Annotated in this window: 13 protein-coding genes; 8 read left to right on the forward strand and 5 right to left on the reverse strand. The window is 51.6% G+C overall.

Annotation, left to right across the window (positions count from 1 at the left end):
• Positions 1-54: 54 nt before the first annotated feature.
• A complete protein-coding gene (locus B036_RS0105240; RefSeq protein WP_020567639.1) occupies positions 55-783 on the reverse strand; it encodes an MIP/aquaporin family protein in 729 nt (242 codons plus the stop codon).
• 115 nt (positions 784-898) lie between these two features.
• On the opposite strand from B036_RS0105240, the gene B036_RS0105245 reads away from it, so the two are divergent.
• Positions 899-1,555 (forward strand): outer membrane beta-barrel protein, encoded by a 657-nt coding sequence (locus tag B036_RS0105245; protein WP_026231717.1) that lies wholly within the window; start codon positions 899-901, stop codon positions 1,553-1,555.
• A 69-nt stretch (positions 1,556-1,624) separates the two neighbouring features.
• Here the strand turns inward: B036_RS0105245 and B036_RS31675 are convergent, their stop codons facing one another.
• Entirely contained in the window at positions 1,625-4,912 is a 3,288-nt protein-coding gene (locus B036_RS31675; protein WP_020567641.1) for a S8 family serine peptidase, read from the reverse strand.
• Between the two features lie 252 nt (positions 4,913-5,164).
• Here B036_RS31675 and B036_RS28150 point away from each other — a divergent pair, with 252 nt between their 5' ends.
• From B036_RS28150 to B036_RS31680, 3 genes are all read left to right on the forward strand, one after another.
• Positions 5,165-5,992, forward strand: a complete 828-nt coding sequence (locus B036_RS28150; RefSeq protein ID WP_020567642.1) for an SUMF1/EgtB/PvdO family nonheme iron enzyme — start codon at positions 5,165-5,167, stop codon at positions 5,990-5,992.
• Positions 5,993-6,403: 411 nt separating this feature from the next.
• Positions 6,404-7,669: a metal ABC transporter permease gene (locus B036_RS0105265; protein ID WP_020567643.1), complete on the forward strand. Its 1,266-nt coding sequence runs from the start codon at positions 6,404-6,406 to the stop codon at positions 7,667-7,669.
• A gap of 98 nt (positions 7,670-7,767) precedes the next feature.
• Entirely contained in the window at positions 7,768-9,567 is a 1,800-nt protein-coding gene (locus B036_RS31680; RefSeq protein ID WP_020567644.1) for a sulfatase-like hydrolase/transferase, read from the forward strand.
• A 333-nt stretch (positions 9,568-9,900) separates the two neighbouring features.
• Here B036_RS31680 and B036_RS0105280 read toward each other — a convergent pair whose 3' ends face one another.
• Positions 9,901-10,863 (reverse strand): ATP-grasp domain-containing protein, encoded by a 963-nt coding sequence (locus tag B036_RS0105280; protein WP_020567645.1) that lies wholly within the window; start codon positions 10,861-10,863, stop codon positions 9,901-9,903.
• Positions 10,864-11,333: 470 nt separating this feature from the next.
• On the opposite strand from B036_RS0105280, the gene B036_RS0105285 reads away from it, so the two are divergent.
• The 4 genes from B036_RS0105285 (at position 11,334) to B036_RS0105300 (ending at position 17,395) form a co-directional block, all read left to right on the forward strand.
• Positions 11,334-12,638 (forward strand): dicarboxylate/amino acid:cation symporter, encoded by a 1,305-nt coding sequence (locus B036_RS0105285; protein ID WP_020567646.1) that lies wholly within the window; start codon positions 11,334-11,336, stop codon positions 12,636-12,638.
• Positions 12,639-12,896: 258 nt separating this feature from the next.
• Entirely contained in the window at positions 12,897-14,870 is a 1,974-nt protein-coding gene (locus tag B036_RS0105290) for a DUF3857 domain-containing protein (RefSeq protein WP_026231718.1), read from the forward strand.
• Positions 14,870-16,780, forward strand: coding sequence for a DUF3857 domain-containing protein (locus B036_RS0105295; protein WP_020567648.1), 1,911 nt, complete (start codon positions 14,870-14,872; stop codon positions 16,778-16,780). The genes B036_RS0105290 and B036_RS0105295 overlap by 1 nt, the downstream gene beginning before the upstream one ends.
• 180 nt (positions 16,781-16,960) lie before the next feature.
• Entirely contained in the window at positions 16,961-17,395 is a 435-nt protein-coding gene (locus B036_RS0105300) for a cold-shock protein (RefSeq protein ID WP_020567649.1), read from the forward strand.
• Positions 17,396-17,627: 232 nt separating this feature from the next.
• Here B036_RS0105300 and B036_RS0105305 read toward each other — a convergent pair whose 3' ends face one another.
• Complete coding sequence (locus tag B036_RS0105305; RefSeq protein ID WP_020567650.1) at positions 17,628-19,163, reverse strand: hypothetical protein; 1,536 nt, start codon at positions 19,161-19,163, stop codon at positions 17,628-17,630.
• A 509-nt stretch (positions 19,164-19,672) separates the two neighbouring features.
• The gene (locus B036_RS0105310) at positions 19,673-22,300 is read right to left on the reverse strand and encodes a hypothetical protein (RefSeq protein ID WP_157472042.1); all 2,628 of its coding nucleotides are present in this window, start codon (positions 22,298-22,300) and stop codon (positions 19,673-19,675) included.
• Positions 22,301-22,406 lie beyond the last annotated feature (106 nt).

Here is a 22,406-nt window from a genome sequence, read left to right on the forward strand (position 1 = left end):
ATTAGGCGGGGCCGCAGGTGCAGAGAAAGGATGCAGAGCAGGGGTGGGGAAGGGTTACTGCATCTGCAATACCATGTATAATCCTGCAGCCATAGCACCACCGAGAAGCGGTCCGAAAACCGGAATCCAGGAATAGCCCCAATTGCTTCCTCCCTTACCGGGGATGGGTAGGATCGCGTGAGCAATACGTGGACCAAGGTCACGCGCCGGGTTGATGGCGTAGCCCGTGGTGCCACCTAAAGACAGGCCGATCGCCAGTACGACAAGGGCCACTGGCAAGGCATCAAGCGAGCCGAGTTTCCCGTCGGGCGTTCCGAGGTTTGGGGCGGTGAGGTACAACACCGCAACGGCAAAGGCAAAAGTGGCCAATAGTTCAGAAATGAAGTTGGAGGGCGTGCCTTTAATGGCCGGGCCAGTGGAGAACGTACCCAGGATGGCCCCCTGGTCAGGTTCTGCAGCATAGTGCGGCCGGTATTGCAGCCAGCATAAGGTAGCTCCGGTAATGGCGCCCAGAACCTGCGCCAGAAAATACATGGGGACTTTTGCCCAAGCGAACTTGCCCGCAACTGCCAGGGCAACAGTGACTGCCGGGTTCAGGTGCGCGCCGGAGGCGTCGGCAGCTACAAATACGGCTACGAATACCGCCATTGACCACCCGAAGGCCGTTACAATCCAACCACTATTTTGGCCGTAAGTGGCTTTCAGTGTAGTGTTGGCATTCACCCCGCAACCAAGCAGGATGAGGATGGCAGTGCCGATAAATTCGCCGAGAAAGGGTGTCATGATCGCCTAAGTTTAAACTGTAATGTGTGTGATGGTAAGGTAGCCGATATTTTTTGTTTTCCCAATAGTGCTACCTTTCGAAATGTCCATTAAACGAATATCAATACTGGTTTTTATGCTGCTTCCTTTTTTTCTCGGAGCTCAGCCAGATAAATACCAGCGTTTTAGTGCCTTTGGTTACACCGGAGTCAATCTGGCCCAAATTGAAGGAGACTCGTATTCTGGCTACAATAAAATTGGTGCCCGAGCGGGTATCGGCGTCAATATACTCTGGTCTCCTAAGATTTACACTAGTCTGGGCTTTGGCTTTAGTCAGTTGGGCTCACAGGCCAGCCGGTCGGAACAATCAGAAGATGCGGGTGCCGCCATAGATCTTAGGCTAAACACGGTTGAGTTGCCCCTCCTGTTTCACTTTCGCCTGGGAGATACAAAGGCTACTACCAGGAAAACTAATTACGGTCTTTACCGGAGTGGCGAAATACAAATTGGCGTTGCCGTAAACCGAACCACGGGCCGGCGGGTAAAGGAGCTAGGAATTATCGAGTTACTCACAGAGAAGGAAAACTATACTGCTGAATTGGAGAATTATGAAAACCTTGATCTTCAACTGTTATTTGGTGCCTCGCTTCAGTTTTCCTTAAAATCCGGCTTGTTTTTGCAGTACGGTCGCAGCCTTTCAGGCATTTATCGGTACGAAGGAATTGATCCGGACGCAGTACCGACCCTCCAGCCGTATTTTCTGAGCGTCGGGTATCGACATACGGTTTATTAACCAAAAGCAAATGCGCGTTACCGAAACATCCGGTACGCGCATTCACTCATTCACTTATGCTGGTATTCACTACCGACGGATAACCACCCGTTCAGTATTTCGTTCCTCTTCGGTCAGGACACTGACGAGGTACATACCGGTTGGCAGATCATTTACTTTCAGGGTCACCCGGTCAGCGCCTTCGAAGACGCGGTGCATCAGGAGTTTGCCATCAATGCTGAAGACGGAGACTTCCTGGATTTCCTCACCAGCAACTACATTGATGATGTCACTGGCAGGGTTTGGAGCAATTTTTACTTCATAATCCTCTGCTCCGGGCGTGTCGAAGCGCTGGATGGTCGAAACCTGCTCAATGGTGGCAATGGCACCATTTATAGCATTGGCGCCGCCGGCTGCATTGCCGGTTACCGTTACCTGGTCGATGTAGATCTGATCGGAGTTAGTGCTGGCGTCGCACTGGAAACGAAATTGGGCACCATCGGTAAGGTTGAAAGAACCTGCGTTGAGCGTAACGGTTGCAGTATAGAAACTTCCGTTCTCAAAGCTGCTACCTCTGGCGTAGGTTGCTACCGTCTGCCAGCCAGACCCGTCGTTGTACCGAACCCAGAAGTCTTCTCCATTCTCCATGCTGTTGGGGTAGAAGTAGAAATTAATGTCTACACTGGCTAGCCCGGCAAGGTCATAAGTTGGTGAGGTCATAGAGGACCCGGTACCGCTGTTGTCCCTGATCCGGACAGAGCGGCTACCTTCGTAACTGCGGGAGGAAGAGGTGATCAGGGCACAGTCACTGCCGCCATCAGCCCAGCCCTCCAGGCCGGTTTCAAAGAAGTAGCCTTCAGTGAAACCAGTGCCACCGCCGGTACAACCAGTAGTCGTTCCGCTGGTAGTTGCCTGACCTGAATTATTGCCCGCTGCATCAAAAGCACGAACGCCGAAGCCGTAACCAGTACAAGCCGTGAGGCCGGTTACGTTCGCTGTGGTGCCGGTAACCGTTCCGATTGAACTGCCATCCAGAAAAATTTCGTAACCGGTAACACCGACATTGTCAATGGAAGCATTCCAGCTCAGGCTAACCTGGGTGTCCTGTTCGTTACTGACGGACAGCTTCGTGGGAGTCGATGGAGGCGTAGTATCTGCGGTGGTACAACCAGTGGTCGTTCCGCTTGCGGTAGCCTGGCCAGAGGCATTACCTGCCGCGTCTAGCGCACGAACGCCAAAATTGTAGCCGGTACAGGCCGTGAGGCCCGTCACATTAGCGGAAGTGCCGGCAACGGTGCCGATTGAACTACCATCCAAAAAGACTTCGTAACCGGTAACGCCTACATTGTCGCTTGAAGCATTCCAGCTTAGAGAAATCTGGGTGTCTTGCTCGCCGCTGACGGTCAGGTTTGTTGGATTGGTGGGTGGGCTGGTGTCCGGACCAGAGCTAGTGATACAGAAAGCAGTCGCTTCGCTGCTGGTGAAAGAACCACCACTGGCCAGGGTCGTACCGCCATCCGTAAGAGAGTAGGCACCATTTCCGTAGCTACAGCAGATACCATCTCCGTAGGCGTCGGTGATCGTGAAAGTATAGCAATCGTCTATCAGGCAGATTACTTCAGTTACGGTGCTACCGTCAGGCTGGCTACCATAGGTGCCACCGCTGGCAACGGTCTGGCCACCATCATTGGTCAGTGTCCAACTGGTTTCCTCGGGATAGTTGTCAAGCGTAATGGAAAGCGTCACCTCAGTATCTGTACAACCGGTGGGGGGAGGACAGGAAGGACAGGAAGGTCCGCCACAATCAACACCGGTCTCCTGGCCATTCTGCATGCCATCAGTACAAGTGGCGCCACCGCCGCCACCGGCGGCCTGGAGTGCAGCAAACGCGTCTACCTTACCGGCACCATATTCGTTAGTGCTACCGATAGCTCCGGCGGTTGAATAGAGAATGTTCTTAACTTCGGTTGACGTCAGGCTGGAGTTGTACCCCAACACCAGCGCTGCTACGCCCGAAACTACCGGGCAGGCAGAAGAAGTTCCGCCAAAAGTAGCGGTGTAATTTGTACTGTTGTAGCCATTGCTGCCCATACGATCGGTAGTCCGAACGCCCGCACCGGGGCCACCTACATTGTTAGAAGGCGCTACGATGTCCAGTGCCGGACCATAGTTGGAATAAGCAGAACGGACGCCGGTGTTGGCGAAGGCTCCGACAGCAATAACGGAAGACTGATTGCCAGGGTAGTCAACACAGCTCTTGTAGCCATTGCCGGAAGCGAAGACCACTACGCTACCAAGCCCTCCACGTCCATTACTGTTGGCGTCAGACATTGCGTTGTTAATGTTGGAGAAGTTGGCGGTACAGGAGGTATAGCCCCAGCTGTTGCTCATTACATCGGCTCCCTGGTTCTTGGCCCAGGTGAAGCCGTCGGCAATATCCTGGGTGGATTCGCCACCAACAAAAATATTGACGGAGATCAGGTTGACCAAAGGTGCTACACCCCGGACACCGAGGCTGTTGTGGCTGGCAGCAATGGAGCCAGCACAGGAAACGCCGTGGGCGCTTCCGGCTACAGCGTTACCGTTGCCGTTGTTTGCCGGGCTGAACCCAGCGGTGTAGCGGCTTTGTCCGCTGCCGTTGTTTAAGTCTTCATGAGTTTCCAGACCATCGTCGATCACGGCCACCGTAATACCGGAGGAACCGGTTGATATGCCCCAGGCTTCAAGCGCATTACAGTCGGCATCGTTCTGCCCGGTTACACCGTCCAGGGTCTGGCCGGTGTTGTTCATCTGGAACTGCTGACTGAATAAGGGGTCATTGATTTGGTAACGCTGGATGGGGGCGTAGAAGTCTGGTTGTGCAAACTCGGTAAGGCCACTTTCTGCAAGTGCATTGGCAGCTTTGAAGACCTGGTCGAGTTGATTCATTTCAGCACGGTAAGTGCCATATTTTTTTACGATGTCCTTTACCCCGAAGCGGGCCAGGATCCGTTGCATCGCAGGTGCGTCGTTCTTATCACCAAGCTTAATGACGATTTCCCGGGTAGGGTAAAGAACAAATCCGTCTTCGAGGGCGAAGCCAGTACTTATTTGTACTTCATCCGTGTCGAAACCGAGACTTGTGGCAACTTCGGAAGTCGTCATTGCCCGGGCGGTTTCCAGAATGGAATAGTTTTTGTGGGGCCAGCTTTGGTACTGCTTTACGTCGTCGGTCTTTACCCGTCGCAGGGTATTGCTTTCGTTGGCCGTAATGATGAAATTGTGTGTAGTGGAGGTGAGACTAAGGATACCATTATCGGTATGGTAGTACTGGCTTTGGGCAAAGGCCGTACTGGCCCAGAGGAGGCATACGGCCCCCAGCAGGATTTTGTTAAACATAAAACGTATGATTATGAACAGTGTATGAAATAATAAGTGGGTGTTGGAGCGACTATTATAGGACAGGGGAATTTAGCCGCTAAGCACATTTTCAGGACCAATGTAAGCAAAAGGCTTGTTTACACCTGTGTTTATGTCGGATAAATGAAATTTCGCCTAATATTTTTTGGTCGGCCAAATGCAATTTTAGCCCTGTTTTGTCTGAGTTATCCATGAAATTTTCTATCTGCGGATGTGCCTTAACTTTGCGGTATGAAACACTTTCATTTATTGAATTCAGGCAAGAATACGGGGCTAATCAGGATCCATATTATTTTGATGTGTCTGAGCTTTGCTGCCTGTCAGGAATCAGTTGAAGAGACCGCTTCAGCTCCTGCTCCGGAGGGAATGGTGACCATTAAGGGGAACGGGGCTGACATCCCCGATCTTTATATGGATGCTACCGAAGTGACGACTGCTGACTACAAAGATTTTGTCGAGGCTACCAACTACAAAACGGAAGCTGAAGACTTCGGCTGGTCGGGCGTATTCTCCAAGGATAGCCTTGGTTGGTTGCCGGTAGATGACGCAACCTGGCGCTTCCCTCTGGGGCCGGACAGTGCAGCTGCTCAGCCAGAACATCCTGTAACCCAACTTAGTATGCGGGACGTGCGGGCATACGCTGAATGGGCCGGAAAACGATTGCCGACGGAAGCGGAGTGGATTTGGGCAGCCAGCCAGGGTGGTCAGTTTCCTGAGTTCCCCTGGGGAAAAGAAATGGTGCCTGATCCTGAAAATTATCCGGGCAACTGGTGGCAGGGACCTTTTCCGTATGAGGACGCTGTCCTCGATGGTTTTCCCGGTATTGCACCGGTTAAGTCATTCCCTCCCGCCGACAACGGGCTTTATGACATCTCAGGGAACGTCTGGGAGTGGACTACCTCAAAAAAGAGCGCTACGGGGGAGTTCGTGATCAAGGGCGGGTCCTTTCTTTGCAGCACCAGCTACTGCACCGGGTTTAATTTCCAACAACGTCAGTTTACTCCGGCAGACAGCGGGCTGAATCACCTGGGGTTTCGATGTGTTAAAGATGCAAAGTAGAGAATGAGGGAATGGGCTACCGCACATTCCGTCCGCTTCGCTTGCTCACTATGGTGAATTAGCGAAGCACAGCGCGTGATAATTGGGGCAGTAATTCACCCATTCACTAGTTCAAGTACCCTCTTTTGGGCGCGAACGCAGGTGCAGAATAAGGGTAGAAAGAGCAAAGTGCCGGACGGATACGCAGTAAAAGGTGCGTTTCTGAAAGAAAACCGTGACAAGGCTAGGTTTAATTGTTAGACTAGTCTAACTTTCGGCGACTTATCAGGTTATCAGGTTATCAGGTTATCAAGGTTCTCGACAACTCCGACAACTCCGACAACTCCGATAACTAGACAACTTCGACAACCCCGATTTTCGACAACTCCGACAACTCGACAACCCCGATTTCCGACAACCCACTAACCCGCCATGACTGAAGCCTCCTTATTTGACATTCTAACCGAAGTATGGGCCGTGAGGGCCATCATTGCTTCCAGTATGGTAGGGCTGATGTGTGGCGTACTTGGTTGCTTCATCGTTTTAAGGAACATGTCTTTGGTGGGTGACGCCCTGGCCCACGCCATTTTACCGGGGGTGGTCGTCGCGTTTTTGCTGGTAGGGTACAGTACACTGGCCTTTTTCAGCGGCGCGGTGGTGGCTGGTCTGCTTACCGCCTTCGGAATTACCTGGATTCAGCAGCAGGTTAAAACCAAGAACGACGCTGCCATCGGCATCGTCTTCACTTCCATGTTCTCCCTTGGCGTTATCCTGATCAGCCGGATCAGCCGGAATGACGGCGTTCACCTGGACCTGAAAGACTTTCTCTTCGGTTACGCCCTCGGCGTATCGGATACCGACTTATTGCTTACGGGCATGGTGATGGCCTACGTCCTTGTTTCCATCGCCGTATTCTACCGCTACCTGTTCGCCTCCACTTTTCAGGACGTTGTGGCCCAAACCATGGGAATCCCCGTGAAACTCCTGCATTATTTCCTGATGCTGTTGCTAAGCTTTGCCGTTGTAGCCAGCTTGCAGACCGTAGGCGTTATTCTGGTGGTGGCAATGCTGATCACTCCGGCTGCCACGGCCTTATTGCTCGCGCAACGGCTCAAAATTGTTATCCTGATTGCCGGAGGCCTGGGGATGCTGTCCGCCATTGTCGGGATGGTCTTTGCCGTGTGGCTCAACACACCGCCCGGACCGGCGATGGCCTTAGTCGCTACCTTTTTGTACCTCCTTACGGTTGTCTTTGCTCCCCGGCGAGGGATGGTAGCTAAAGCCTACTACCGCTACCAGCGACGGCAACAAACCATTGCGGAGGATATTCTAAAGCGAATCTTTCGCCAGAATCAAAAGCATGGTGCCGCTGATCCGACCCATATTCGGGAGGAACTGGAACTTGGTCGTGGAACCTGGAATGGGCAACTCTCTTTGCTCCGCAAAAAAGGGCTGTTACAGCAAGACGAGCTTCGCCTAACGGACGGTGGTAAATTACTCGCACTGCGGATGGTGCGTGCCCACCGGCTATGGGAGACCTACCTCAACCAGGAAGTGGGGCTCACCCCGGAACAAATCCACGATGAGGCAGAACGCCTGGAGCACTTGCTAACCGAAGAAATGCTGGATCGGGTGGATGCTGAACTGGGCTATCCGGAGACGGATCCGCATGGGTCGGTGATTCCTTCTAAGGGGTAGGGCTGGTTTCTCGACATTTATACCGTTTTGCTTTAGCAACTACAACACAACGGCATAAATGCCGGGGAACCAATCTGCCAGCCGTTACATTAGCAGCCATGCAAAGCTACCTCCGCCTACTTCCCTTGCTCCTTTTACCCTTCCTCTGCACCTGCGACCGCGCCCAGGAAAGTCAGCTAGTCACGGAGTCAAACAGTCAAGTAGTCAGAGGGTCAGAAAGTCAGGGAGTGGGAGAGGAGCCTCGTTTACCCAATATCCTTTTTATCCTGACCGACGACCAGGGCGTTGGCGATCTATCCCTACACGGCAATGACAGTATCCAAACGCCGAATATGGACGCATTGCTCAGGTCTTCTGCTCAGTTTAGTCGGTTCTACGTCAGCCCGGTGTGCGCCCCCACGCGAGCAAGTTTCCTGAGTGGCCTTTACGCCCCGCGCACCGGTGCCGTCTTCGTTACCCGCCGCCATGAAACGATGGACGACGGGATCATGACCATCCCGGAATACCTGCGTCATGCCGAATACCGCACCGGGCTTTTCGGGAAATGGCATAATGGCGCCACCGCTCCCTACGACCCCGGAAGCCAGGGCTTCGAGCAGTTTCTGGGCTTCACGCTCGGCCATTTCAACGACTATTTCAACGGGGAGCTGCAAAACGAAAAGAACGAACTGGTGCCGTTCAACGGAGATCTGACCCAAATACTCACGGACACCGCCAGCCATTTTATGCTGCGGGAAAGTCCGTATCCTTTCTTTTGTATGCTGAGCTACCAGGCACCGCATACGCCGGTCCAGGTGGCGGATAAATACTGGGACAACGTCAAAAAACGTGGCCTGACAGACTACAACACGGGCATCTACGCCATGATCGAATCGGTCGACGACCGGATCGGCCAACTGCTCGACCGGTTGGAAAAAGCCGGGGAACTGGACAATACGGTGGTCGTCTTCTCGACCGATAATGGGCCGAACGGCGATCGGTATCGCATGGGGCTGAAAGGGACCAAGGGGCAGGTGGACGAGGGGGGCGTTCGGGTGCCCTTTGGCATCCGAATGCCGGGAAACCATCCGGCTAATGGCAAAGTTTTCGATACACCTGCTGCCCACATTGATCTGGTGCCGACTTTACTTCAATTGGTGGACTTACCGATCCCTGAGCAGCTGGACGGACGCAGTTTGTTGCCACTATTGGAAGATGAGGAAGGTGCTGGTGTGAGCAGGATGATTTATACCTTCAAGCAGGGCTATGAATTCAGTCCCTGGCCAGGCAGTATGCGTAATGGCCATTCTCTATATGTTCGCCGGACGGAGACCGAGCATGAACTGTATGATTTATTGGCCGACCCGGAGCAACGACACAATTTAGCCAACGTAAACCAGGAACAAGTGGAAGGGTTTGCGGAGGAGTACGCGGCATTTGCGGCCACAGTGGCTCGTCCTGATTTAGTGGCACCACCCATTGATCTTGATGCGACCTGGGGCCCGGTGCGATTGCTGGCGCATGAGGGGGAGGCCACCAGCCCAACTCAATTTTCAGAGAAGAATGGTTGGGCCAATGATTACTTTGAGATGGTTTGGGGAGGCCATGCTTCCTGGCCGATAAAGAACAGTGAAGATCGGACTTACCGGGCCACCGTTCGGTACCATAACGAAACAGGGAAAGGAGCTTCACTTGTTTTGACAATAGACAACGGAGATAAATTCTCCTTTTCGTTATCACCGATTCAAAGTGAATTAATTACTGTGGCAGACAGAGTAAAACGAAAGGAGGTTTACCCGCGCACCTGGGCAGAAATTAGCGTTGACATTGAGGTGCCTGCTGGTGCAAAAGGATTAAGTCTTTATACCTATGAGCCGAAAGGTATATGGATAAAGGAAGTCAGTTTGCGGCGACAGTAAGGGGGCGGGGCCGCAGGTGCAGAGGACGGTTTGAGAAGTAAGGTGGAGTCTTAGACCCGAAGGGTTGTCCTGCGTAGGGAGGGGTGGGCGCCGATCCGAAGGATTAAGCGAAACTCCTCGTTTTCGTTTGTCCACCAAGGATGGATGGATGCGTTGAGCCTCGTTGCCGGAAGCAAGCGCTACTGCTCGGGCGCGGAGCGCCCATCGGCAGGGCATTAACCAAAACCGCCCACCCCAAATGAATGGGACGGGCGATTTTATTTACTGTGTGGTCAGGCACAGCCTGAAGGCTTTAGACCATCACGGCCCGAAGGCCCGGGTAATCAATATTCCTTAAGATCCAAAGTTATACCCACCATTTACCGACTCGGAGATGAATTTACCCCAGGTGAGGTTCATTTTGCCGGGTTCGGCGGCCTGTGCCCGCTCGATGGAATACTTGGCGGCATGTTCGATGACCCAGTTGAAGTTTTCTTCTCCTACGCTGAACTTGTCTGCATCGGGAGCAGGGTTACAGAAGTCGATGGCAATCGGGATACCGTCACGGACAGCAAACTCAACGGTGTTGAAGTCGTAGCCAAGCCAGTCGCAAATTTTGATGACGTAATCGTGCATGGTTTGCATGATCTCATCACTCACATCGTGGTGGCAGTTATAGCGATCCAGGAACTCGTTCCGTGGCTCGTAGTGCATGATTTTGACGTACTTGCGGCCGATGCAGTAGCAGCGGAAGTAGCTGGTGAAGTTGATGTTCTCCTGGAGCATCATCACCAATTGTCCGGTTTCTGCGTGCGCTTTCCAAAGGTCTTCGGGGCCGTTGAGTTTGTAGACCGATTTCCAGCCACCGCCGTCATGAGGCTTCATGTAGGCTGGCCAACCGATGTAGTTGAACATGCTTTGCCAATCAAGCGGGTGCGCCAGGTTGGTGAAGCTTTCGTCGGTAGTATCGGTTGGTAGCCCGTGGCTGGGCAGCAGTACTGTTTTCGGAACGGGAACGCCAGCTGGGCCAACGCAGAGGACGTTGTTGAAGAATTTCTCATCAGCACTCCACCAAAACGGGTTGTTAATAACAGCGGTACCGGTGGCTGCGGCATTCTTAAGCATTGCGCGGTAGAACGGAACATCCTGGCTGATCCGGTCGATGATGACGGCATAGCCAGGGTTAAGACCTTGACCGACTTTGTCGATTTTAACGGGTTCGGCCATAATGCCGTCCACGTTCATATCATTGATCCTTTGGATAACTGCAGGGGGGAACGACCGTTCACGGCCGTAAAGAATACCAATTTTCTTCATAGTTGAGTGTGATTTTTTACTTTAAGGTGGAATGTAGGGAATTGTTCGGTAAAAGCAGCAGGATTCAGTTCTCAAGGACCAGTTTTCAGAATTTAGTATCCAGGAGTTAGTGCTCAGGGTCCAGTTTTATGGTCCAGTATGCAGGGTTCTGGGGAGGAGCCCGGCTTAACCTGGTAGCTTCTGTATGCTGACTCCCTAAATATTGCCTCCTGATTCCTGACTTCTGAATATTGATTCCTGACTTCTGTCTTCTGAATACTGACCCCTGATCCCTGCAACCTGAAACCTGAAACCTGAAACCTGAGACCTGAAACCTGAGACCTGAAACCTGAGACCTGAAACCTGAGACCTGAAACCTGAAACCTGAGACCTGAAACCTGAAACCTGCAACCTGAAACCTGAAACCTGAGACCTGAGACCTGAATACTGTCCCCTAAATACTATCTTACCGCGCAAATAACCCCCTTAAGATGAAAAACCTCGGCCTCCATTGGAAAATTTTGATCGGCATGGTTGCCGGTATTGCTTTTGGTGTTGCTGCTAACCAGTTTGGTTGGGGTGACTTAGTTAAAGACTGGATCAAGCCCTTCGGTACCATTTTTATCAATAGCCTTAAGTTAATCGCCATTCCACTTATCGTGGCCAGCCTGATCAAGGGCATTACTGACCTTAAGGACATTTCCAAACTGTCGGCCATGGGTGGGCGGACCATCGCTATTTACATTGGCACTACGGTGCTGGCCATCGTCATTGGCCTGGGCATCGTTAACCTGGTCGGTCCGGGACGTGGCCTCGACGAAGCTACCCGGGACAACCTTCTGAATGATTTTGCCGCCGATGCCGGGAAGCGCATCATGGCCGCCGAGCAACAACGGGAAGCCGGACCATTGCAGGCGCTGGTCGACCTCGTACCGGAAAATATTGTCGGTGCAGCGACCAGCAACGGTAATATGCTACAAGTGATCTTCTTTGTCATCTGTTTCGGTATCGGTCTTATCCTGATCGACCCGAAGAAGGCGCAACCAGTCAAAGACTTTTTTGACGGGGTGAATGAAGTGGTGCTCAAACTCATTGATCTGATAATGATTGCGGCGCCATACGGTGTATTTGCCCTGTTGGCCGCCTTAGTGGTTGAATCGCCGAGTGCCGACTTGTTCTATGCGTTGATAAAATACTCTCTCTGTGTATTGGCCGGTCTTGGTCTTATGATCGGTGTCGTTTACCCGGTGCTGGTGAAGGTATTTACGGGAATGGGACCCGGCACTTTCTTCAATGGTATTAGTCCGGCGCAGCTCCTGGCTTTTTCTACGAGTTCCAGCGCGGCCACCCTCCCCGTTACGATGGAACGGGTGGAGGAGCACTTAGGCGTCGATGAGGAAGTGACCAGCTTTGTACTGCCAATTGGTGCGACCATTAACATGGACGGGACAAGTCTGTACCAGGCGGTGGCTGCGGTATTTATTGCCCAGGCCTACGGTATGGATCTCGATTTGATGACCCAGCTGGGCATCATCACCACTGCTTTGGCAGCAAGTATTGGTTCCGCTGCGGTGCCAGGTGCTGGGATGGTTATGCTGGTCATTGTTCTTGGCCAGGCAGGTATTCCTGAAGCGGGGCTTGCCCTGATCTTTGCGGTCGATCGTCCGCTGGATATGTGTCGAACGGTGGCTAACGTTACTGGCGATGCGACGGTGGCCATGCTGGTTGGCAAATCTGTCGGTAAACTTAACGAACCGCACGAGCGGAAGCTGGATGATCATTATCCGGCGAAGTAACTGGGATAGGAGCTGGTGAACCAGGAGATTGCTGCTGATTCATTATCACCGCCCCCTTTAAACTGCTACCGCAATCGCCCGGTAGAAAGTGATTTTCACCGGGAAGGACAGGGGGGGCAGCCTATCTGTGCAATATTTTTGCCTGCAATGCTTTCAATAAGCAACCGCCCATTTAACCATATTTTGCATTATAGAAACCGAACTCGCGCCGTAACTTTGTGTTGCGATATTATCTCATTGTTAAATAAGCATCATCCCTTGTCTAAATTACAATTCTTTACCCTGTTATTTCTGTGCGTTTTAGTCACTAGTGTGGCAGCGCAAGACCCCGTGAAAATAAAATTTGGAAAAATTACCCCAGAGGACCGGGCGCTGATGACTGCCCCAGGAGCGGATTCCACTGCCGAAGCTTACGTTTTGTATGATGCACTGGAAGTGAGGTTCCTTCAGGATGGAGACGGTAGGCCTGCTTTGAAAGAGTACCGCCACCGCCGGATTAAGTTATTAACGGAAGAAGGCTTTAGTCGCGCGGATGTTCAATTAGTGTTTAACCCCAAGTATTCGAGAATTTATAGCATGAATGCCGTTATTCATTTTCCCGATGGTGGTTCTAAAAAATTATCTAATAAAGATTTTATTCGGGAGCGTTACGATGATAATCGGGACATCATCAAATTTACCTTTCCCGGGGTAAGGGTAGGAGCCGTAATTGAATACACTTATTCGGAAAACAGCGAATCTATTTTGGTGCCCAGCCGGTACTTTTTTCAGGAAGACATTCCCGTGCGTTACGCCGAATACCACTCTACTATTCCTTATGTATTCAATTACGTTAGCCTGGCGAACGGTTCAAGTGACTATCACATTAATCAGTCAAATACAGTTAACCTCAACTACGGAGGTGTAAACATGCGGCACATTGATTTGCTTTGGGCGTTCAAGGACTTACCCGCCTACACAGAACAACCGTACGTTAATAACTTTTCGGATTATATCCCTCAGGTCCGAATGCAACTGCAATCGGTCAGCTACCCGGGGCAGTCCACTCAGGAGATATTTTCCGATTGGCAGAAAACAACCGAAGAAATTGATGAATGGTCGGATTTCGGTAAGTCTTACCGTATTAAAAGCAACAGCAATAAGGTATGGAAAGAGATGGAACCCCTACTTGCAGGATTATCCACGGAGGAAGAAAAAGCAAAGGTATTGTATGAGTTCGTAGCGAGTAAAATAGGCTGGGACGGGAAATACCGGTGGAGGTCAGATAACACCCCCAATAAAGTATTTGATGCAGCTTCCGGTTCGAGTGGTGAAGTGAGTCTTTTATTGTTGGCCCTGTTGCGGCAGGCGGAGATCGAGTCTCAGCCATTACTAATCTCACTCCGAGATGGTGGCGCACCCCTGGAAATTTATCCTCTGCTGACGCAATTCGATCACGTTATGATACTGGCTACCATCGACGGGAAACAAGTGGTGCTGGACCCCGGGAGTGTGCATCGACCTATGGGGTTGCCCCGGGTAAATGCACTCAATCACCGAGGTTTTGTTGCCGACCCGCAGAATCCCCGCTGGATTGATGTTGGAGTCCCGACGGCTTCGAAAATCGTGATGGCCAACATGGTGCTCGATGAAAACGGAATGGCGGAAGTAGACATCCAGAGTCGGCTGAGCAGTTACTACGGATTTAACGGCCGTCAGCAACTTGATGAGATGGTGGAGGATAACGAACTACCCTTGGCGGAGGAGATTATCAAAGTTTACCCCGAGGCCGAAATTGTAAGCCACGAAATCCCTGAAAGTGATGAGGTGAGTGGACCTTTGACGCTGAACATGAAATTGAGGGTGCCGGTTGGGGAAGGCATAGACGATTACCTGTATGTCCAGCCATTTCTCTTTACCTTCATTGACAAAGGGTTGGCTGACGTAGATCAACGGCTGTACCCCGTTGACTTCGCCTACCCACGGCAGGAACGTTACATCGCTAACATTACCCTGCCTGAAGGCTACGTACTTGATGAATTGCCCGAGAGTCAACGGATTACCTCGGAGGATGGAACCATTGTTTGCACTTTTGCCATGGACGACAGAGGCGACAACTCCATCGCACTGAATTTCACGGTTACGATTGGTAAAACCGTTTACGCACCTTCGGAATACCTGGCGCTAAAGCAGATATTCAAAATGATCATCGACTTTCAGGAATCGACTATTGTCCTAAAACGCTCCAAGTAATGAGAAGTCTGTTTGCAGTTGTTTTTCTTCTTCAGGCGTTCGTGCTTGTTGGTCAGGGCCTTGATTACGTCGCGCTCACGATCCCCGCAGAGCTGCGCGAGAACGCCAACTCGGTGGTTCGGCAACACGAGATAGTTTATCGGGTGGTGTCCCGGTCAGAGGCTCGTGTTTATGAACGTAAGGTGGTTACTATTCTAAACGATAATCACGGACACAAAAATCAGTTGGCGGTGTACTATGATGGTAATTCGAAGATTTCCAAATTTAACGCGACGCTGTTTGACGCACTTGGCCAAAAAGTACGTTCGGCCAAAAAATCAGAAATAGAGGATGTTCGCTACCTCACGGGCGGGCAATTTTACACGGATAGCAGAATCCAGACGACGACAATTGAACACTTGACTTACCCCTACACTGTAGAGTTTGAATATGAGAAGGTGATGAAAGACTTTGCCATCGTCGACTTCCCATCTTGGATGCCGCTTACTTATGAGCAGTCAGTGCAGCAATCTTCTTTTACCGCTCACGTTCCGACCGACATTAAGTTGCTTTACCACCTGAATGCCTTGCCGGAACCGGAAGTTTCTGAAGAGGGTGGGGATAAGGTGTTTTCCTGGTCGGTTAAACTGTTACCCGCTAACCGAAGAGAGTCCAGCGCGCCGCCACTTAGCCAAACCGCACCCTACTTGCGGACTGGGCTCAGCAACTTTCGTATCGATGATTACGAGGGCACCCTGAACAGCTGGGAGGAATTTGGCGCTTTCATTGGAAAACTGATGGAGGGCCGGTCCGTCCTGCCGGACCAACTCAAAAGCCTCGTACGGGAAACGACTGCCGGGTTGACAACCGACAGCGAAAAGATCAATGCCCTGTACCGCCTCATGCAGGATCGAACCCGTTACGTAGGCGTACAACTTGGCATTGGAGGGTGGCAGCCCTTTTCTGCGGAGTACGTTGAGACCAACCGATACGGGGATTGTAAAGCACTGAGCAATTATATGGGGGCTATGTTGACCGAGGTGGGCATCGAAACTTATCCGGTCTTGGTGAACTCCAGTGACACCCCATTCTTTCCGGTGGATGAGTCCTTTACCACTTCGGCTTTCAATCACATGATCCTTTACGTCCCCGGAGAGAAGATGTACCTGGAATGTACCAGTAAACTGGCACCAACTGGTTATCTCGGAGAAGGGACCGATGACCGAAATGTGCTTTGGATCACTCCCGGCGGAGGGAAACTGTCCCGTACCCCAAGTTTGCCCGCTGCTGATAACAGTTACCTGCGTACCGTAAGTCTGAACATTAACCCTGACGGCTCCACAGGCTTTTCGCTGGATGGTCACTTCTACGGCGCAACGCAAGATTTTTTAAGGTATTTCGCAAGTGCAGAACGTGATGAAACGAAACAACGAGAACAGCTTAACCAGCGTGGCGTACTACCTGACATTGGAGGAGATACCTACAAGTTGGAAGTTGAGAAAGATGCTCCCGTGGCCCACCTTAATTATGTGACCACGCTGCCGGGCTATACCCGTAAGTTAGGTAAGCGAATGTTCGTCCCCATCAATAAGTTCTATGCTTATGATTACGTACCGGATAAACTGGAAGAACGCAAATTACCTGTCGTCCTTAATAAGGCCAGGTTCTACGTAGATACTGTCCATATGGCTTATCCTTCAACCATGGAAATCGAAAGTCTGGGGGAGGAAGTTACCAGCATTGACCATGCTGCGGGGGAATATCGCTCCGTGGTAAGTACTAAGCCTGGTCAACTCACCTGGGTACGGACTTTGAAGCTGTTACCCGTTGATTTACCCGCAACGGCCTATAGCGATTACCGGCAGTTCTTAATCGATGTGGCAAAGGCAGATGGGCGGAAAGTGGTGCTTCGGGAGAAACAGACACGATAACTGTTTTTGGTTATGTGTCAGGGGAGAGCTGACTCGAGGTAAAGCACAGAGGTATGGCCGTAAGGGAGCTCCCGATTGAGAAATGCAAAGCACTTCCTTTGAAATTGTCTACCTTTGTGGCCATGACCAGGTTCTCAATATTGAGAAAGCAGCGTCGCATTTTTCACACAAATAACCACAATGGCAGATAGTTTTAATAAAAAAGAAAGAGAGAAGAAACGGCAGAAAAAGAAGAGGGACAAGGCATATAAAAGGGATCAGAAGTCAGAGAACGCCAAGCCACCAGAATTTATGTACGTAGACGAAGATGGCAACCTGACTACCCAGGCCCCGGATCCCATCAAGAAAAAGAAACTTAACATTGAGGACATTGAAATCAGTGTGCCCAAGTCAGAGAAGTCTAACGAGTCTAAGTTTACTAAGCTAGGTGTGGTGAACTTTTTCAACACTGAAAAGGGTTACGGTTTCATCGTAGCCAACGAAAACAGTGAAAGCTACTTCACCCATGCCGATAACTTGATCGACCAGATCAAAGACGGCGATAAGGTGAGCTTTGAAATTGGCAAAGGACCAAAAGGACCAATCGCTACCGAAGTTCGGGTCTTAGTGGGCTAGTAATACTACGCATTTATTGAGGCCTCAGCATTCGATGTTTTGACTTCAACCTCTATTTTATATGGTGCCATGAAAGCTATAGCTATGCTGTTGTTTTTATGGCATTTTTTGGTTAGGGTGGGGAGGGAGAGGGGAAGCTCCTTTTCTGGTTGCGCCTTTGGGGTATAGGTCAGTTAGCTTAGCCTACTATGGCTGGCGTGCCGGCGTACTGCAGTAGAGGTTTGACAAACTATTAGTCCAATGGCGGTAAGGAGTTCGGCCACGAAATAATTCCTTCGCGAAGGCCTTTCGCGAAGGCAGTCATCTCACCATACTTGGATCGTTGATTATTTTCGATGCCAGCGACGTAGTTCTGACGATAGGCCTCCACCTCCTTTTGAAAACCGACGTGAGTGTCACAGCACCAGTCACCAGTGTCCTGAATGAAACAAACTAGTTGAGGCGTGCTATGGGTCCCTCCCTGCATATCTAGATCGTAGAAACCCCATCCGTTGACCAGATGTTGCCCTGAACGGGTCATTTTGCCCCAGGCAATGGTGCGTTTTGTCGGGCTGATCCTTGCCATCCGCACGTTCACAAGGGCGTCTACTGCACGATCAATACGATCTGCCCAACCGATGTAGCCGTCTTCTGGTGCGCCGAGTATCGCCGTTCTAAAATTGTCGTAGTGGGCTGGTACAAGTGCCGCCCATTTTTTGTACCTAGGATCTTGCTGGTCCTTCAGATGCCGAGCAACTACCGCTTCAAGTTGAACCCTCATCTTGAGCGCGAGACAGTAGACAGCGACAGAAAGACATAGTTGGTCAATGACGCCAGGTTTGATCACATGCTCGTCTTCGCTAAGTCCGTTGATGGCTACTACTATGCTATTAGTGGTCTGGTCATCGACTGCTTTTTGTAGTTGTGACAGTAGGTCGTTTATGATGTATTCAGTTGCGTCAACGTTTTTCTGGTGCAGTGCGTGAGTCTTGAGGCTCCACCAGTTTATGAAATCATGCACATGGCGCACCCAGTTATTTACGTCTCTCTGCTCCATGAAATCTTTGAGCTCTTTGACTGCATCGGCGATGGACGGGCCGCCGCTGCCCAAGATTAGCTCAAAGATCGACAGCGCAGCGTTGATGCCGTCGCCATAGGGCGATGGAAAAATGAACTTGAAGTTCTTAACGATTGCAAGCCCGGTCTTTATGGGTTTGGCTGACGCGGCCGCGGCCGCCATCCGAGCTATTGGTACCTGGTTGGAGGCTATAGGGCGGCCTGGCATATAGGTCATCGCAGCCGCTTCGGTTCCCGTGATCGGTTGCGGGCGTTCTTCATTTGTCAGCGCAAGTTGTCCAGTCATGGAACTTACTCTAAGGTGAGGCAGGACGAAATTGATGCACGATTTATTGGTCTCTCTCACGTAAACAACGGTGCCCTTTTTAAAAAGCGGGGATGCCTCGGCTATGAAACTGATGTACTCGTCGTTGATCTCTTCGTCTGCTGGAAGGAAAAAGGCTGGCCTAACAAGCAGAAGAACCCGTTGTTCCTTCTTCTTGAGTGCGGCCACGTGGTCTTCCCCTACAAATATATTTCGCGCACCCTTGTCTACGACCTCAAACTTTGCAGCGGCAAGAAGCATATCCGTATGGGGCCAGAATTGTTCATGCGCTGAGTCTGGCTTGGTGCGGCCGTAGTGCTCCAGGTAGGCCTCTGCGGTCCCTGAAGAAACGTAGGCCAGGAATGGATGAGGCATTAGCTGTGCTACAGGACTGGAGATTGATGGCATTACCTTTTTCTTTTTAAATATTATTGTTGACAGGCCGTCAAGCTACGAATTGCTATTCGGTCGTTTTTACATACTCGCCTGAACATTGGTAATCAAAAAAAATATATATTTCAAATATATCTATTTTTCGGTAATTTAAAAATTAAATCTCATTTACTATTTATAGTAGATTGAAATGCATGATGAATTCCAGGCGATTAAGGTACGAGAAATGTTAGCTAAGGTCCACCAACCAGCTTGGGACCGACCACCCCCTAAAAACCCAGCTCCCAAACCTTCTCACTGCACCTGCGGCCCCGCCCAAAAAACAATTATTGCGACACTTTTGCTGAGGTCTTACGGGCTTGAAGAGTGTTGCAGGAGTTGCAGTAGTCCCAGTTGGCCATTTCGCCTGCAACAACTGCAACCCTTGTAACAACTGCAACTCTTACATCAACTTCAACTGAATAGTTGAGAACCGGTAGAAACCCTACGGCTAAGACAAACTGTCCGGTAGGGTGCATTTTTTCTCAAAACCGCACCCGATACCCCACCTGCAAACCCACCGTAGTAATCCGTGTAGCATTACCGGTAACCTCCGGATTTTCGAAAGCACGCCCGAAGGATTGTATGCGAAGGCCACCGATCAGTGCAGTGTTCTCACTCAGTTTGTATTCGCCGGTCAACATGGTCAGGAAACCGATTCCGGTGCGACGACGCAGGAAGTGCCCGCCACTTACCGACTGGAAACCCTCCCCGTTCCGGAAATGAGCAGCGCCACCACTAGAGAGGTTCAGACTAGGGCCAGCCTCAATTAGCAAACCGTAACGACTACCCTGAAGACGGTAACCAAGCAACAGTGGGAAATCAATACTGCTCAGGTGGTTGTAATAACGTTCCTCCCGAATGGTGGTCTGTGGCACCTGAATGGTTCCCGTTTCTTCAGTACGGGTGCCATCCGGGTGTTGAATGATCCGAACAACACCGGTTTGGGAGACGGTTCCGGTAATACTCGTGCTGGACGACACTTTGCTGTTGATCACGCTGGCAGCCATGCCTCCGCGAAGACTAAGCCCTTTTGCCCGGTGGTAGCCAACCAATGCCTGTACAGTAATTGCCTCAAGAGATTTCTCTTCGGCGGGCCCACCGGAGCGGGCGGAAAGGCCAACAATCAAGGCAGGCTCGGCCGTCCAGTAAGGCGGATTTTGCTGACGACGTAAGCGTCGGGCCTCACGCCGTGCCTTACGCGCGGCCCTGCGCGCTGCACGTCGAGCGAGCCGTTTGGAACGACGCAATTCCTTCCGGGCTAACCGTTCGCTTCGACGGGCGTCGCGGGCAGCCAGCTTTTTGGCTCTGCGTAGATCGCGCTCAGCCATACGAGCGAGCTGGTCGGCCAGGCGTTCTGCTTTTCGTTTTTCCCGGGCGGCGAGCCGTTCGTTGCGGCGGGCCTCGTTGGCGGCCAGCTTTTCGGCCCTCCGCAGATCGCGCTCAGCCTTACGGGCGAGCTGGTCGGCCAGGCGTTCTGCTTTTTGTTTTTCCCGAACGGCGAGCCGTTCCGATTTTTGCAGGTCACGGGCCACCAATCGATCCGCGCGGACGCGGGCCTTTGTAGCTTTGAGTTGTTGGCGCTCGGAAAAGCGTCGGGATTTGATCTCCGCACGTTCTGTTAATCGAAGCTGACGTTCAGCACGCACACTGGCGCGACGTTGACGCAGGTCTTCTTGGTGGACCTCTCGCTGGGCGATGCGAGCTTCGGCTGCTTCCCGCATGGCTTTCTTACGCGCCGCTCTGCGTTCCCAGCGTCCTTCACGGTAGGCGATACTTGCCTGGCGCCGGGCAATTTTTTGACGCTTCAACGCTGCCTTTCGGGCCTCGACCAGCTGCTCACGCTGGAACTTTGCACGTTCTTGCTCAGCCCACTGCTGGCGCTCTTTTTCTTCGGGAGAAAGCCGGGGCCGGATCGGAGTTTCTGGTGGTAGGGAACTTGCAGCACGCTGGGCGGCATCTTTACGTTCCTTTTCAACACGCTTCGCCTCAGCCACGATGGCTTGTTGTTCCGCTTCGGCCCGCTGTAGGTCCAATGCCTTACGGCGTTCTTCTTCCAGTTTGGCTTTTTCTGCTTCCTGTTCGGCCAAACGCTTCGCCTTTTCCGCTTCGAGTTTCTGCCGTACCGCTTCCTGTTTGGCAAGGATTTCAGCTTTTTCTGCTTCCTGTTCTCGTCTTACCGCTTCCTGTTCGGCTAAGCGTCTGGCTTTTTCTGCTTCCTGTTCTCGTCTTACCGCTTCCTGCTCGGCTAAGCGTCTGGCTTTTTCTGCTTCCTGTTCTCGTCTTACCGCTTCCTGCTCGGCTAAGCGTCTGGCTTTTTCTGCTTCCTGTTCTTTTCTTACCGCTTCCTGTTCGGCTAAGCGTCTGGCCTTTTCTGCTTCCTGTTTGTTTCGGGCAGCCTCGCGCCTGGCCAGGAGCCTGGCTTTATCTGCTGCGCGTTTTTGACGTTCTGCTTCCCGTTTAGCCAGTAGTTTTGCCTTTTGCGCTTCGCGTTTTTGACGTTCTGCTTTTCTTTTAGCCAGTAGTTTTGCCTTTTGCGCTTCACGGTTAGCAAGGGCTTTCTCGCGTCTGCGTTCAGCTTTCAACCGGTCGGCTTCGCGTTTTCGATCTTCCTTTAATTGGCGAGCCAGTTTTTGTTTGTTGGCTTTGGAGAGGTTACTTCCTTCGTCATTCAACGCTTTCAGGCGCTGGCTACGGCGTTCGAGCCGGTTAACAAACAGGGCTCGCTGCTCTGCTTTGCGCTCCTCAACTTTTTCTACCCGTTCCCGTCGTTGCTGTTCTAACACTTCGGGCGGTGGAGGGGGCGTGCCCAATCTGGTGTGCTTTAGTATAATGGCAGTACGTTCGCGTTCCGACTGGGTAGTGGGACGGAATGGCTCTTTGACAGAGGCAGTGCGGGTTGGCACGGGAACGGAGTCCTGTACTATGAAAGGATTGTCCTCCGAAGGGGAGTAGTATGGCTTGGCATCGAGGTCCGCTGCGGATAGGCCAATAGAGGAAATAACTACTAACCCTAACGTAATCGCCATCCGTATAATGCTACCCACAACAACGTTCACCACTGGAGACCAGTAGCGATACAGTTCGTTGTAAGACGCATTGTTTTTTGGCACGGCGCACACAGTCATTAGATGGGTCAAATGATGGCTTAATGTTTATACACTGGTCCCTTTAGCTTCACGGCTACCGGGCGCACTACTGGTTGGGTCACCCCCCTCC

Source organism: Neolewinella persica DSM 23188 (assembly GCF_000373105.1).
In the GTDB taxonomy this organism is placed as follows: Bacteria; Bacteroidota; Bacteroidia; order Chitinophagales; family Saprospiraceae; genus Neolewinella; species Neolewinella persica.

Bases quoted from the DNA above. Each gene is read 5' to 3' on its own strand.
- B036_RS0105295 (WP_020567648.1), top strand. From the start codon at position 14,870: ATGAGAAGTCTGTTTGCAGTTGTTTTTCTTCTTCAGGCGTTCGTGCTT.
- B036_RS28150 (WP_020567642.1), top strand. From the start codon at position 5,165: ATGAAACACTTTCATTTATTGAATTCAGGCAAGAATACGGGGCTAATC.
- B036_RS31680 (WP_020567644.1), top strand. From the start codon at position 7,768: ATGCAAAGCTACCTCCGCCTACTTCCCTTGCTCCTTTTACCCTTCCTC.
- B036_RS0105245 (WP_026231717.1), top strand. From the start codon at position 899: ATGCTGCTTCCTTTTTTTCTCGGAGCTCAGCCAGATAAATACCAGCGT.
- B036_RS0105285 (WP_020567646.1), top strand. From the start codon at position 11,334: ATGAAAAACCTCGGCCTCCATTGGAAAATTTTGATCGGCATGGTTGCC.
- B036_RS0105240 (WP_020567639.1), bottom strand. From the start codon at position 783: ATGACACCCTTTCTCGGCGAATTTATCGGCACTGCCATCCTCATCCTG.
- B036_RS0105280 (WP_020567645.1), bottom strand. From the start codon at position 10,863: ATGAAGAAAATTGGTATTCTTTACGGCCGTGAACGGTCGTTCCCCCCT.
- B036_RS0105305 (WP_020567650.1), bottom strand. From the start codon at position 19,163: ATGCCATCAATCTCCAGTCCTGTAGCACAGCTAATGCCTCATCCATTC.
- B036_RS0105265 (WP_020567643.1), top strand. From the start codon at position 6,404: ATGACTGAAGCCTCCTTATTTGACATTCTAACCGAAGTATGGGCCGTG.
- B036_RS31675 (WP_020567641.1), bottom strand. From the start codon at position 4,912: ATGTTTAACAAAATCCTGCTGGGGGCCGTATGCCTCCTCTGGGCCAGT.
- B036_RS0105300 (WP_020567649.1), top strand. From the start codon at position 16,961: ATGGCAGATAGTTTTAATAAAAAAGAAAGAGAGAAGAAACGGCAGAAA.